Origin of the sequence: Agrobacterium sp. Ap1, assembly GCF_017313375.1 — a bacterium.
Classification (GTDB): domain Bacteria; phylum Pseudomonadota; class Alphaproteobacteria; order Rhizobiales; family Rhizobiaceae; genus Neorhizobium; species Neorhizobium cellulosilyticum.
The window spans coordinates 301,721-315,841 of record NZ_JAFLMY010000005.1 but is presented as its reverse complement, the minus strand read 5'-3'; the positions used below and the strand labels follow the sequence as shown (position 1 = coordinate 315,841).

Annotated in this window: 8 protein-coding genes; 6 read left to right on the top strand and 2 right to left on the bottom strand. The window is 59.2% G+C overall.

Features of this window, described 5'->3' with window-relative positions; genetic code table 11:
* The first annotated feature begins 69 nt into the window (after nucleotides 1–69).
* Nucleotides 70–1,293: a YeeE/YedE family protein gene (locus JZX87_RS13000; protein WP_286194577.1), complete on the top strand. Its 1,224-nt coding sequence runs from the start codon at nucleotides 70–72 to the stop codon at nucleotides 1,291–1,293.
* Between the two features lie 425 nt (nucleotides 1,294–1,718).
* Complete coding sequence (locus tag JZX87_RS12995) at nucleotides 1,719–3,125, top strand: tlde1 domain-containing protein (protein WP_286194576.1); 1,407 nt, start codon at nucleotides 1,719–1,721, stop codon at nucleotides 3,123–3,125.
* A gap of 34 nt (nucleotides 3,126–3,159) precedes the next feature.
* Here JZX87_RS12995 and JZX87_RS12990 read toward each other — a convergent pair whose 3' ends face one another.
* Nucleotides 3,160–4,305 carry an amidohydrolase gene (locus JZX87_RS12990; RefSeq protein WP_206825989.1) on the bottom strand — a complete coding sequence of 382 codons (1,146 nt, stop codon included), beginning with the start codon at nucleotides 4,303–4,305 and terminating at the stop codon, nucleotides 3,160–3,162.
* A gap of 210 nt (nucleotides 4,306–4,515) precedes the next feature.
* Here JZX87_RS12990 and JZX87_RS12985 point away from each other — a divergent pair, with 210 nt between their 5' ends.
* Entirely contained in the window at nucleotides 4,516–5,343 is an 828-nt protein-coding gene (locus tag JZX87_RS12985) for an alpha/beta hydrolase (protein ID WP_206825987.1), read from the top strand.
* Nucleotides 5,344–5,405: 62 nt separating this feature from the next.
* On the opposite strand, the gene JZX87_RS12980 is transcribed toward JZX87_RS12985, so the two are convergent.
* Nucleotides 5,406–7,916, bottom strand: a complete 2,511-nt coding sequence (locus JZX87_RS12980) for an ATP-dependent helicase (RefSeq protein ID WP_206825985.1) — start codon at nucleotides 7,914–7,916, stop codon at nucleotides 5,406–5,408.
* A gap of 296 nt (nucleotides 7,917–8,212) precedes the next feature.
* Between JZX87_RS12980 and JZX87_RS12975 the strand changes: the two genes are divergently transcribed.
* The 3 genes from JZX87_RS12975 (at nucleotide 8,213) to JZX87_RS12965 (ending at nucleotide 14,098) form a co-directional block, all read left to right on the top strand.
* Nucleotides 8,213–9,397 (top strand): efflux RND transporter periplasmic adaptor subunit, encoded by a 1,185-nt coding sequence (locus tag JZX87_RS12975; protein WP_206825982.1) that lies wholly within the window; start codon nucleotides 8,213–8,215, stop codon nucleotides 9,395–9,397.
* Nucleotides 9,394–12,582 (top strand): efflux RND transporter permease subunit, encoded by a 3,189-nt coding sequence (locus JZX87_RS12970; protein WP_206825981.1) that lies wholly within the window; start codon nucleotides 9,394–9,396, stop codon nucleotides 12,580–12,582. Before JZX87_RS12975 ends, JZX87_RS12970 begins: the two co-directional genes overlap by 4 nt.
* 97 nt (nucleotides 12,583–12,679) lie before the next feature.
* Nucleotides 12,680–14,098: an FAD-binding oxidoreductase gene (locus JZX87_RS12965; protein WP_206825979.1), complete on the top strand. Its 1,419-nt coding sequence runs from the start codon at nucleotides 12,680–12,682 to the stop codon at nucleotides 14,096–14,098.
* Nucleotides 14,099–14,121 lie beyond the last annotated feature (23 nt).

Genomic DNA, 14,121 nt, shown 5'->3' with positions numbered 1-14,121 from the left:
TAAAAATGTCTACCTCGTAACATCCTGGCGATGCCGCTACCTACAGCGCAAAATCAGGAGCTTAATTTTATGACGATTTCCTCTTCGATGGGCTCGGGAGCGCCGACGGCGTCGCCTCTTGGGGCGCCAGGTCTCATTTCCCTCGTCGTGCTCGTTGCGGGTACGCTGGCGCTCGGCGCAGTTTATGGGCCGGCTCAGGGCGCGCTGTTTCTCGTCGGTGGCGCGCTGGGAATTTCTCTTTACCATGCCGCCTTCGGTTTTACCTCGGCCTGGCGGGTCTTCATCGCCGAGGGCAGGGGGCGCGGCCTGCGCGTCCAGATGATCCTGCTTGCGCTTGCCGTCATTCTGTTCTTTCCGTTTCTGGCGAGCGGAACACTGTTCGGCAATGAAGTACGCGGCAATATTTCCCCGGCCGGCATCGGTGTTGTTGTCGGCGCCTTTATGTTCGGCGTGGGTATGCAGCTTGGCGGTGGTTGCGCTTCCGGCACTTTGTTCACCGCCGGTGGCGGCAATGCGCGCATGCTGGTCACGTTGTTTTTCTTTATCGTCGGTTCGCTGATTGCGACCCTGCATACCGCCTGGTGGGCGGCGCTGCCTTCATTGCCGCCGACAGCGCTATTTCAGACATTCGGTGCCGTCGGCGGTATCGCCGTGTCTCTCATCATTTTCGGCGCAATCGCCGCGATTACCGTGGTGGTGGAGAAGAAGCGGAACGGCGCGCTGGAACAGGCGCCGCCATCACCGCGGCAGGGCTTTGCACGATATCTGCGCGGACCCTGGCCGCTTGTGTTCGGTGCGGTCGCGCTGGTCATCCTCAATTTCGCGACGCTTGCGATCGCAGGGCGGCCCTGGGGTGTTACCTCGGCCTTCGCTCTGTGGGGTGCCAAGGGTGCACAGTTGATCGGTATAGATCCGGCTTCCTGGCCCTATTGGCAGCAGCCGGGTAATGCCAAGGCTCTGGCATCGAGTGTTTTTGCTGATGTCACCTCGGTCATGGATTTCGGCATCATTGCAGGTGCGATGCTCGCTGCAGCTCTTGCGGGCAAGTTTGCGCCCAATCTCGATATTCCGTTGCGCTCGGTGCTGGCGGCGGTCATCGGTGGTCTGCTGCTGGGCTACGGTGCCCGGATTGCCTACGGCTGCAATATCGGTGCCTATTTTTCCGGGATCGCCTCCGGGAGTCTGCATGGCTACCTTTGGGCTGTCGCTGCGTTTGCAGGTAATGTTGCCGGCGTAAAGCTCAGGCCCTGGTTCTTTAACGAAGGTCGAGCGATCCGCCGTATCGACGGTTGATAAAATATCGCTGTTTCTGACAAGTGACGGCCGCGTATATCGTGGCCGTTTTTCATCACGGGTCTTTTTTATTGTGCCGCTGCACAGCGTCGCATCCCCAGCGATTTATTCCCGTTGCCTTGTATAACCGGGTTTTTGTCGCTAAACAGCAACAGTCGTCAGCTTGACCCGCCTTAATCGACGAGGCCAGAAACACAGCCTTGCCGCATTTTGGCTAAACTTCCGACGGCATGCGCTTTTATGAGCGCCATCGAAACTGATCGGGGCGGCGTAAAGACATTGGTTACCATAATCGTTCATTCTCTCACCCATTCGCAGAGTGGCTTTGCGCGGAATAATTCCTTTTCGGAAGACCACTCCAGTCTGGCAGGCGAGGCGCTTTTTGCGGCCTTTGCAGTGATGAGTAACGGTTCGGGTAACGAGTGATGGTGCGTAGGGTCGAAGCCTCCACGAAGCGGAACAAGGTCTGGAAGCGTCCGGCGAAGCGCAAGCATGGCCGTTCGATCTTTATGAATATGGCGATTGGCATCGGGCTCACCGCTTCGGCGTTGATCGGTGCTTCGGCGATTACCGTGGCAACTGCGGTAAAGCCTGCCCGGGATATGCATTTTCAAACCGCTCTTCTTTCGCCTGCTGTCGCGGGTGAACATTTGACGCGCGATCGTGTCGACAGAACGCTTGATGTCGCGAAATTCTCCAGACTGCCCGGCCAGTCACTGGCTGATGCCAAGGGGAGCCGTCTGACCGGGGCGGAGACTGCTGCCTTGGAAGCACTGCGTCCTGAAGGTTCGACCGTCAGCCAGGCGCTCCATCATGCCATGGCGAAAGCGGCCCGCAAGGTTGAGAACGAGCAGCAATTTGCGGCTCTGACGACCAAGCGTCCGGCTGCCACCGCGATCAGGTCCGCGCTCGCCCAGGCAATGGAAGATACGGTACTGGTGGCACCGCGCGGCGATAGCGCAATGCCCGACATGATTCAGGATGCGGAAAACGTTACCAATGTTGCCGCGCTGAAGGACATGAAACCCGTCGAGATGGCTTCGCTCGATACTTCGGACAGCGATGACGCGACCGCCAGTTCGCCATCGGTCGAAATCACACAGGACGTCGTGGCGCTCGCTGTTCCACCTGCAGCCGACACTTACGCACTTCCCAAGGCAGGTCCGCTGCCGGTGATCCGGCCTGCGGCTGGCATGCGCGGCGATGATGCCAAGCCTGCCGTTCGGGCGAATGCTCTGGCTGCCATCGCATCCGTTGCACCTCAAAAACCCGGCAAGCCTGCGGGGGATGACAAGCCGACGGTGCTTGCATTCGCCAAGCCCGACAATCCTATGCGCGAGGAGCCGGAAAGCCCAGCCGCGCCTTCACCCAAATGGCCGGGTCTCGGCACCAAGGTTGCTATCTACGACATCACCAATGGTGTCGTGCACATGCCGAACGGAACCAAGCTTGAGGCGCATTCCGGCATCGGCAGCATGCGCGACAACCCGAGATTCACCCATGTGAAGATGCGCGGCCCGACCCCTCCGGGTACCTACAAGCTTTCGATGCGCGAATCTCTCTTCCATGGCGTCGCCGCAATTCGCCTTACGCCGACGGACGGAAAGCCGCCACAGGGCCGCACCGGGCTTCTGGCACATAGCTTCTTGCTTCGCGTTCGGGGCGATTCGCACGGCTGCGTCGCATTTGCCGACTACGATCGTTTCCTCAAGGCATTCCAACGCGGTGAGATCACTCACATGATCATCGTGCCCAAATGGGATGGCAAGCGCCCCGGCTCGGGTTCTGGCGGCGGCTTCATGGCCAAGCTGTTCGGCAACAACGACGCATAAAAAAAACGGAGCCTTTTGGCTCCGTTTTTTTTATTCAGCCAAGTGTATCGCGTACGGCACGGAGGAAGATTTTCGCGCCGATCGGGATAAGGTCATCCGGAAAATCATAGTTCGGATTATGCGGAGCGGGGTGATTTTCACCAGCGCCGAGAAACAGCATGGCGGATTTGGATACGCCGCCGAAACGGCCAAAATCCTCCGAAGCTCGAAAACCTTCGCCGGGCTCATGGGGGACGCCTTCGGCATCCATTGCCGCACGCAGTATATCGGCGGCATCGGCATCGTTGACACAATGGCCGAACACTTCCTGGTATTCGATTTCAAGCTTCAGTCCTGCCGCCTCGGAAGCCTCGCGCGCCATGGATTCAGCTTTTCCGACAAGCGCCGCCATCTGGTCGTCCGTCGATGTGCGTAACGTTACCCAGATCTCGCCATGGCCCGGTGCCACACCGACTGTCGGCTCTCCGATCGCCGCATGGGTGACGGTGGCGCGGACGAGATTGCCTTCCGATATCGTGCCCGTCGACAGGGCATTGAGTGCCGGCATCAGGGTTGCAACGGCAGTGACAGGCGACGTGCCTGTTTCGGGATAGGCGGCATGGGCGGTCTTGCCAGACAGAATGATTTTCATGCCGCGCGAAGCACAATTGGCCGGGCCGTCCTTTAGCCAGACGTGGCCGAAAGGAACACCTGGCATATTATGCTGAGAGAGGCTGAAATCAGGCGTCAATGCGGCGAATTTCTCGTCGGCGATGACGGCCGCAGCACCGGCGCCGTTTTCTTCAGCCGGCTGAAACAGCAGAATGGCGCGGCCACTTTTGGGGCGTTCACGACCGAGCACGCGGCCAATGGCGGCAAGCGTCGCCATATGGCCATCATGGCCGCACATGTGGCTCTTGCCGGGAATTTTCGATCTGTAATCCGCGTCGCCGAGTTCCTCGATCGGCAGGGCGTCGAGTTCTGCGCGGATCATCATGGTCTTTCCAGGTTTGCGGCTGTCATAGATTACCGCCACGCCGGTTCCGCCAAGTCCTTCCACAATCGCGTCCGGCTCGGTCTGGCGCATGAAGCGGACGACTTCTCTCGCAGTCTCCACCTCTTCTCCGGAGACTTCCGGCATGGTGTGAAGATGGCGGCGCCAGGCTGTGGTTTCGATGATGTCGTGATTGGTGAGAGACATGAACGTGCTCCGTATTCTCGGCTGGGAAAGAGACCTAACGAACAGTTCTGAAAGGAGCAATGCGGCGAGAAAACTTCGCGCCTGAAATCTTCCTGCAATGATTGGCGCCTCAATTCGTATTTGCTCTATCTGTTTCTGAAGGAATGACATGTGACTGGCTTCAGTTTTTTTAGGTATCTGTCCACGGCCCGTGTTCTGTGGGGTTTGGCCTTGTTTACGGCTGCAATGGCGGCTTCCGCTCACGCACAGCAATTTGGGCGGCAGGTCGGGACGCCAGCGAAGGGAGCAGGTGTCGAGCGCGATGTTGCCTATGGCTCCATGGCCGAGCAACGCATGGATGTCTATTTGCCACAGAACGCGCAGAGATCACCGATCATCGTGATGGTGCATGGCGGTGCCTGGGCGTTCGGCTCGAAATCCGCTCCGGGCGTAGTCGACAATAAAGTCTCACACTGGTTGCCGAAGGGGTTTATCTTCGTTTCTGTGGAGACGAGGTTGGCCCCTGCCGCTGATCCGGTTGAGCAGGCGACTGACGTCGCGGCTGCAATGGCGATGGTCCAACGCCGCGTTGCGTCATGGGGTGGCGATCCTTCGAAGATGGTTCTGATGGGACATTCGGCCGGTGCTCATCTTGTCGCACTCGTCTCTGCCGATCGTTCTATCGCCCAGAAGGCTAGCGTGAAGCCATGGGCAGGAACCATAGCGCTCGATAGTGCAGCCTACGACGTCTCGTCTATCATGGAGCGGCCGAACCATCCCCGATTTTATGATCAGGCATTCGGAAGCGATCCCCGTTTCTGGAAAATAGCTTCTCCGACGTTTTATGCGGGCTCAAACATGCCGCGCATGTTGCTGGTATGCTCCAGTCTTCGGAGCGATTCTTGCCCTCAGGCAAATGCTTTTGCCAGAAAATCCGGCGGGCAGGTGAGGGTTCTTCCGCTTTCCCTGCGCCACATGGCGATCAACCGTACGCTCGGGCTTGAAAGTGATTACACGCGCCAAGTCGATGCGTTCATAAATTCAATCGTCGCGAGATAAGCCTCGCCACTGCTTCACGCTGCCAGCAAGCGAACAAGCAGTAAGAAGCGTTGCGACTGCCGTCACGCCTTTTCCACAAAACCATCCAGAACGCGCTTTTGACCAGCTCGGTCAAATTCGATCGTCAGCTTGTTGCCTTCGATCGCCATGACATTGCCATTGCCGAACTTGATGTGGAAAACCCGATCGCCGATAGTGAATTTCGATGGCGTGTCGGCCACCGACTTGGCCACAAGCTCGCCGTCGATCGTACGGCCGCGCGGGCCGCTTTCTCCGTAACCGATGCGTTCCACCGCATGGCCGGAGCGGTTGCCCCAATTGTCGCGCGTGGCGTCCGTCTTGTTGGCTTGGGCGCGTTTCCAGCCCGGTGTCGAATAGTTGTTAGCGAACGGATCGGCCTTGTCGAAACGCGACTGGCCGTAACCGCCACGCCCGCCATAACCTCCGTAATTCGATGAATCGGAAGCTGCCACATCGACGTGGTTCTGCGGCAGTTCTTCCAGGAAGCGGGACGGCATGGTCGATTGCCATAGGCCATGGATACGTCGGTTGGAGACGAACCAGATATGGCAGCGGTGCTTTGCGCGCGTGATCCCGACATAGGCGAGGCGGCGTTCTTCCTCGAGACCGGAGCGACCGCCTTCATCAAGCGCCCGCTGATGCGGAAAGAGGCCTTCCTCCCAACCGGGCAGAAAGACCGTGTCGAATTCAAGCCCCTTGGCCGAATGGAGCGTCATGATCGAGACCGCGTCGAGGTTCTCGTTCTGCTCGGCATCCATGACGAGAGAGACGTGCTCCAAGAAGCCGCGCATGCTCTCGAAAGCTTCCATCGAGCGGATCAGTTCTTTCAGGTTGTCGAGCCGACCCGGTGCTTCCGCTGACTTGTCGTTCTTCCACATGTCGGTATAGCCCGACTCTTCGAGGATCTGCTCGGCAAGCTCGGTATGCTCGGTTTTTTCAAGCCGCTCCTGCCAGTTCCTGAAGTTTTGCACGACATCGAAAAGCGCCTTGCGGGCCTTCGGCTTCAGCTCATCCGTTTCGACCATCTCGGCCGCGGCCTGCAGCATCGGAATGTCGCGGGCGCGGGCGGAATCGTGCAGATAACGCACGGTCGTGTCGCCAAGCCCTCGCTTCGGTGTATTGATGATACGCTCGAAGGCCAGGTCATCCGCTGGCTGGCAGACGAGGCGGAAATAAGCCATGGCGTCGCGGATTTCGAGCCGTTCGTAGAAACGTGGACCGCCGACGACGCGATAGTTCAGGCCGAGCGTGACAAAGCGATCTTCGAACTCGCGCATCTGGAAGGAGGCGCGCACGAGGATCGCCATATCGTTGAGTGCATGCTTCTTGCCGTCGCCATCACCCCGCTGCAGCCGCTCGATCTCTTCGCCGACGGCACGGGCTTCCTCTTCCGAGTCCCAAGCGGCATGCACGATGACCTTCTCATCGTCCGGATCGACGCGGTCAGTGAACAGCGTCTTGCCGAGCCTGCCTTCGTTGTGGGCGATCAGATGGCCGGCAGCACCGAGGATGTGTTCGGTGGAACGGTAATTGCGCTCCAGCTTGATGACCTTGGCGCCCGGAAAATCCTTTTCGAAGCGCAGGATGTTGTCGACTTCCGCACCTCGCCATCCATAGATCGACTGGTCGTCGTCACCGACGCAGCAGACGTTCTGAGGTACGTTCTTGGGTCGCTGTGCCAGCAGGCGCAGCCACATATATTGTGCAGTATTGGTGTCCTGATACTCGTCGACCAGAATATAGCGGAATTTTTCGTGATATTCCTTCAGCAGGTCCGGCGTCTTGCGAAAGATCGCGATCGGATGCAGCAGAAGGTCGCCAAAGTCGCAGGCGTTGAGCGTTCTCAAGCGCGCCTGATAGGCAGCGTAGAGTTCGCGGCCCTTGCCATTGGCGAAGGCGCGCGCGTCTCCTTCGGGGATATCGTGTGGAAGGAGCCCCTTGTTCTTCCAGCCGTCGATCATGCCGGCGAATTGTTTTGCCGGCCAGCGCTTGTCGTCCAGGCCCTCTGCCTGGATCAGCTGCTTGATCAGTCGAACCACGTCATCGGTATCTAGAATGGTGAAGTCCGAACGCAGTCCGACCAGCTCGGCATGGCGACGAAGGATCTTTACTCCGATCGAGTGGAAAGTGCCGAGCCACGGCATGCCTTCGACTGCACCGCCGACGAGGACGCCGATACGCTCCTTCATCTCGCGTGCCGCCTTATTGGTAAAGGTGACGGCGAGGATCTGGCTCGGCCAGGCTTTACCGGTCGCCAGAATATGAGCGATGCGGGTGGTCAGGACACGCGTCTTTCCGGTACCGGCTCCTGCAAGAACAAGAACCGGGCCGTCCACGGTTTCCACGGCCTCGCGCTGTTCAGGGTTCAGGCCGGATAGATAATCCGCGGCAGGGCGTGCGCCATCGCGCGCTGCCATGGCGCGAGCCGCTATGCCCAATCCACCTGATGCCCCGCTCTGGAGCTGCGGGCGATCGGATGGGGCTTGCTGCCTGCGCGGCGCGGGTTCCGGCTCTTCATCGAAGAACGGAATATCGTCGAAACTGTTACTCATGCGGCCAATGTAGTGATTCGAGCCGGAAAGGCCAGTCGATGTTCTCTTTTCATTCCCGTGTTGGTGGATGAAATAGTCCATCACGGTGCGAATTGAACTACGACACGCGAAAATCGTTCAAGCTGACAAAGCTGTCGATAACCACGTTTTTTGCAACCAAAGGGATGATCTCATTCTGACATAAGCGTGAAATCCCGTGATGTTACAAATCGGTAAGGCAGTGGTGCAGCCATTGCTTGTTAATAGGGAAACGAGGATACTCCTCAATACCCATAAGATACTTCACGAGGACATGAATGCGGATCTGGAACCAGCTTCTTCTGTCGGCTGCGGTTTTACTCGGAGGCCTCTGTTTCTGGGTTTATCTGTCGGCGGATGCTGGCCGCACGCTGGTCTCGATGGGAGTGCCTGAGGCAATCGTCTCGACGATCAATCCTAAAGCGAGGGAACCGGCTTCGGCGACCGTGGCTGGAAGCGGCCAACGCTCGACAGGCGCGGGCGGCAACCGGCAGAATTCGTCGGGCGGGCAGACCGTGCTGGTTGCAACACGTCCGGTCGGAACCGGAATCGTCAACGACAGCCTTTCCGCAATCGGTGACGGCGAGGCGATCCAGTCGGTTATCGTGATGCCGCAAGCCGCAGGCACGATCAACGAAATCCTGGTAAAGTCTGGTGATCAGGTGAAGAAGGGGCAGGTTCTTGCCCAGCTCGATGATGACGAACAGATCATCCTGCGCGATCAGGCGCAGGTGCTTCTGCGCAGCGCAAAGGAAAAGTCTGAGAGCTACCAAAACCTGAAAAGCTTTTCACGGCTCGAAGTGCTCGATGCGCAGATTGCCGAAGAGACGGCTCAGCTTGCGCTGACCAATGCGCAGCTCTCGCTGAAGCGCCGGTCCGTGGTTGCGCCGATCGACGGCATCGTCGGCATCGTCGCCATCAATATCGGCGATAACGTCACGACATCGAGCAATGTGGTGACGATCGACAACCGATCCGAACTGCTTGTGGACTTCTGGGCGCCAGAGCGGTTTGCCGTGCAAGTGAAGACCGGCATGCCGGTGGAGGCCGCATCGATCTCCCGTCCCGGACAGACATTCAAGGGGTCTGTCGAGGCAGTGGATAACCGCGTCGATCCCGCCAGCCGCACGATCCGCATCCGCGCAAAAATTCCGAATGGTGAAGATGAATTGAGGGCTGGGATGTCCTTCGGCGTTACCATGCGTTTCCCCGGCGAAACCTATCCCGCTGTCGATCCGCTCGCGATCCAATGGGATACGCAGGGCTCCTTCGTCTGGCGGATCGAAGACCACAAGTCGGTAAAGACGAGGGTCAGGATCATCCAGCGCAATCCGGACGCCATTCTTGTTGCGGCAGACCTGAAAGAAGGCGATGCGATTGCAACGGAAGGCCTGCAGCGGGTTCGCGAAGGTGGTGCAGTGCGCATTGCCGGTGAAAAGCCGCCGGAGGTTGCCAGCCGATGAGCGAGGATAAAGGCGGACAGTCGCACGAGGCCGTGCAGGGCGGATCGCACGGCCAATCCGGCAAGCAGGGTTTCACCGCGCTTTTTGTTCGGCGTCCCATCCTTGCTGCAGTCATCAACACATTGCTGGTGGTCGCCGGTCTTGCCGCGCTTGTCGGTGTCGAAGTCCGCGAGCTGCCGGATGTCGATCAGCCGGTGATCAGCGTTCGCACCACCTATGACGGTGCATCGGCGCAAACGATGGACCAGGAGGTGACCGATGTCATCGAGGGTGCCGTTGCGCGCGTCAGCGGCCTGAAAACGATCTCATCGATTTCCGACTTCGGCCAGAGCCGGGTCACACTCGAATTCAGCGATACCGCCGATCTGGCCGTGGCGGCGAACGACGTGCGCGATGCGCTCGGCCGCGTGACCGGGCAATTGCCGGAGGATGCCGACGAGCCACGCATCATCAAGGCGGATAGCGACGGCCAGCCGATCATGCGTCTTGCCGTCACCTCTTCCACCATGTCGATGGAGGAGTTGACGCTTCTCGTCGATAACGAGGTTTCCGACCGGCTGGCCGCTGTCGATGGTGTTGCCGATGTCGAGCTTTACGGCGATCAGGAGAAAATCTTTCGCGTTGACGTGAACCAGACGGCGCTGGCGAGCCGCGGGTTGACGATTGCGGACCTTTCGAATGCCTTGTCCACCGCTGCCATGGATGTGCCGGCGGGATCGCTGGAATCCTCGACACAGGACATCGTCGTTCGTGCCACGGCCAATCTCACCAAGCCGGAAGACTTCGAAAATATCCTTATCAACGACAATGTCCGGCTTCGCGATGTCGCGACCGTAATGCTCGGGCCGGATGATGGGACGACGGCGCTTCGGTCGAACGGCATCCAGGGCGTCGGTCTCGGCGTGCTCCGACAGGCTCAGTCGAATACGCTCAGTATTTCCGAAGGTGTTCGCGCCGCCGTTGCAGAATTGTCGAAGAGCCTGCCGGAAGGCACGCGGATCGCGATCACCAGCGATGACGCCGTGTTCATTCAGGGCGCGCTGCACGAAGTAGAGATTGCCCTTGCCCTCTCGGGTACGATCGTGGTTCTGGTCATCTTCCTGTTCCTGCGCGACTGGAAGGCGACGCTCATTCCTGCGCTGACCATGCCGGTTGCGCTGATCGGCACGCTGGTCGCGATCTATATGGTCGGGTTCTCCATCAATATTCTCACCCTTTTGGCCATCGTTCTGGCGACCGGCCTTGTCGTCGATGATGCGATCGTCGTTCTGGAAAATATCGTGCGGCGGAGAGCCGAAGGCATGGGGCCGCGCGCCGCTGCCGTGATCGGGACGCAGGAAGTGTTCTTCGCGGTTCTCGCGACGACTGCCACGCTCGCCGCAGTCTTCATCCCGCTTTCCTTCCTGCCCGGCCAGATGGGCGGACTGTTCCGCGAATTCGGCTTCGTGCTTGCTTTCGCAGTGGCGCTTTCATCGATTACGGCGTTGACGCTCTGCCCGATGCTTGCCTCGCGGATGCTGACCAAGCCGATCAAGGAGAAGCATGACGGGCTGCTCGGTAGATTCGGCACGTTGTTTGCCAATGTCTATCGAACGACGCTCCATGCCTGCCTCAACGTGCCGGCTGCAGTCGTTGTGGTCGCGCTACTGTTTGGTGGTGCTGGCTACATGGCCTTCAAGACGGTCAAGAGCGAACTGACACCGCCGGAAGACCGGGCGATGGTGTTCCTGCGTGCCACCGCGCCGGAGGGCGTCAGCCTGAAATATATGCGGGACAAGCTGCAGCAAGTTGAAGAAAAACTTCAGCCGCTCGTCGACGCGGGAGAGATCCAGAACATCTATTCGATCTCGGGGCAGGGCGGAGCGAAGAACAACGGCTTCATGGTGCTGACGCTCGCTCCCTGGTCGGAGCGCGAGCGCAGCCAGGCGGACATCGTCAAGGATATCAACGCGGCGACTGCGACTGTGCCGGCACTCAGAGCCTTCGCCCAGCAGCAAAATAGCCTGCGTATCCGCGGCGCCGGCAACGGGTTGCAGATGGCGCTGGTCGGTACCAGCCACGAACAATTGACGGCGGCTGCGGCAAAGCTGGTGGATTCGCTGCGTGAGACCAATCTGTTCGATACGCCACGCCTGAACGATGAGCCTAATCAGGCGCAAATTTTCATAACGGTCAATCGCGAACGTGCGTCCGACCTCGGTATCGACATCAAGGCTCTCGGTACGGCGGTGCAATCGCTTCTCGAAGGGCGTTCTGTCGTCGATGTGTTCGTCGATGGCGAGGCGATCCCGGTCAAGCTCAAGTCAACCACGAGGCCGATCGACGATCCAACCGATCTCGAAAGCATCTTCCTGAAGACCAAGGACGGGCGAATGGTGCCGATGTCGACCGTCGCGACATTGGAGGAACGTGCGGTTTCGCCCACGCTGCGGCGGGAGCAGCAGCTTGCTTCGGTTTCCTTCTCCGCGGGTCTCAAGGACGGCGTATCGCTCGGCCAGGCGGTTCAGGTGGCGACCGAACTGGCTCAGCCGCTGTTGCCGCAGGGATCGCGTCTGATCCCGCTTGCGGAAGCGGCGACGCTCAAGGAAAATTCCAGCGGCATGGCGCTGACCTTCGGCTTTGCCATCGCCATCATCTTCCTGGTGCTGGCGGCTCAGTTCGAAAGCGTGCTGTCGTCGATCATCATCATGTCGACTGTGCCGCTGGGGCTTGCCTGCGCCGCGTTTGCACTGGTGCTGACAGGGTCCAGCCTGAATGTCTACTCGCAGATCGGTCTCGTCCTGCTTGTTGGGGTGATGGCCAAGAACGGCATTCTGATCGTTGAGTTTGCCAATCACCTGCGGAACGAGGGCGCCAATTGCCGGGAGGCGATCGAACGGGCCTGCAGCCTGCGTCTGCGGCCAGTGATGATGACGATGATCGCAACCGTGATCGGTGGTCTGCCCCTGGTTCTGGCTCAAGGGGCCGGTGCCGAGGCCCGCATCGCGCTTGGTTGGGTGATCGTTGGCGGCCTCGGCTTTGCCACGCTGGTGACCCTCTACATAACGCCGGTTGCCTATCTCCTGCTTGCCCGCTTCGCCAAGCCGCACGCGCATGAGGAAGCCCGTTTCCATGACGAGCTGGAGAATGCGAAAAAGAGCCGGGCGAACGACAGCAAGCAGCCGCCTTTGATGGCAGCCGAATAGGATCGGTCAGCACGTACCGTGTCGACGGCCTTTCGGCTGGACAAACAAGGCCCTGTCTCCTAACCAATCTCCTGCTCAGCATGCAGGAGAATTCGACATGGCAATTCGGGACGTTCAGTCTGGCGCGCGCAACGAGGACGGTATCAGCACGGTCCTTGGGATTTTGAAGCAGGCGTTCGGTGATCGCTTCCAGACAGGCCAGTCGTTTCGCGAGCAGCATGCGCACACGACCACCTATTTGCCGGCACAATTGCCGGATGGCGTCGTCTTCGTTGAGACGAGCGAAGACGTCAAATTGATCGTCGGGATCTGTGCCGAACATCGCGTTCCCGTCATCCCGTTCGGTGTCGGCTCCTCGCTCGAAGGTCAGGTGAATGCGCCGTCCGGCGGTATTTCGGTTGATTTTTCGCGGATGAACAAGGTGCTGCGCATCAGTCCGGAAGACCTCGATGTCACGGTTGAGCCCGGCATTACCCGTGAAGAGCTTAATCGTGAACTGCGCGATACGGGGCTTTTCTTCCCGATCGATCCCGGCGCCAATGCCACCATCGGCGGTATGGCTTCGACCCGCGCTTCGGGCACGAACGCGGTGCGTTACGGCACTATGAAGGACAATGTTCTTGCGCTTACCGTGGTAACTGCCAACGGTGAGGAAATCCGCACCGCGCGCCGGGCAAAGAAGTCTTCGGCAGGCTATGACCTGACCCGACTTTTCGTCGGCGCAGAAGGCACGCTCGGCGTCATCACTTCGGTCACGCTGAAGCTGCAGGGTATCCCTGAAAAGATCGGTGGCGGCGTCTGCGCGTTTCCGACGATCGAAGATGCCTGCAATGCAGTCATCATGACGATCCAGATGGGCATACCCGTTGCACGTATCGAGCTCCTGGATGACGTGCAGATCAAGGCCTGCAACGCCTATTCCAATCTCTCCTATTCCGAGAAGCCGACGCTTTTTCTGGAATTTCATGGCACCGAGGATACGGTCCGTATCCAGTCGGAGCAGTTTGCCGAGATCGCTGCCGAATGCGGGGGCGACGAATTCCACTGGACTGCCAATGCCGAGGAGCGAACCAAGCTCTGGAATGCACGGCACAATGCCTATTGGGCGGGGCGCGCGCTCGACCCGTCGCTAAACGGTCTTTCGACGGATGTCTGCGTGCCAATTTCGCGGCTCGCCGAATGCGTTGCCGAAACTCAGGCAGATATCCAGAATTCCGGTCTTCTTGCGCCCATCGTCGGCCATGCAGGAGACGGGAATTTCCATGTTCTGGTGCTCTTCGACGACAAGGACCCAGCATCGGTTGCTAATGTCGAGGCATTCACGGAACGGCTCAGCCGCCGCGCGCTTGCCATGGATGGCACCTGCACTGGCGAGCACGGCGTGGGGCAGGGCAAGATGTCCTATCTCGACGAAGAGTTGGGTGGCGCACTTGATGTCATGCGGTCTGTCAAAAAGGGGCTCGATCCCGAAAATATCTTCAATCCCGGCAAGATCTTCCGTATGGCGCAGGCGTGACTTGAACGCGACTGCCGATCCGG

Bases quoted from the DNA above. Each gene is read 5' to 3' on its own strand.
- JZX87_RS13000 (WP_286194577.1), top strand. From the start codon at position 70: ATGACGATTTCCTCTTCGATGGGCTCGGGAGCGCCGACGGCGTCGCCT.
- JZX87_RS12995 (WP_286194576.1), top strand. From the start codon at position 1,719: ATGGTGCGTAGGGTCGAAGCCTCCACGAAGCGGAACAAGGTCTGGAAG.
- JZX87_RS12990 (WP_206825989.1), bottom strand. From the start codon at position 4,305: ATGTCTCTCACCAATCACGACATCATCGAAACCACAGCCTGGCGCCGC.
- JZX87_RS12980 (WP_206825985.1), bottom strand. From the start codon at position 7,916: ATGAGTAACAGTTTCGACGATATTCCGTTCTTCGATGAAGAGCCGGAA.
- JZX87_RS12975 (WP_206825982.1), top strand. From the start codon at position 8,213: ATGCGGATCTGGAACCAGCTTCTTCTGTCGGCTGCGGTTTTACTCGGA.
- JZX87_RS12970 (WP_206825981.1), top strand. From the start codon at position 9,394: ATGAGCGAGGATAAAGGCGGACAGTCGCACGAGGCCGTGCAGGGCGGA.
- JZX87_RS12965 (WP_206825979.1), top strand. From the start codon at position 12,680: ATGGCAATTCGGGACGTTCAGTCTGGCGCGCGCAACGAGGACGGTATC.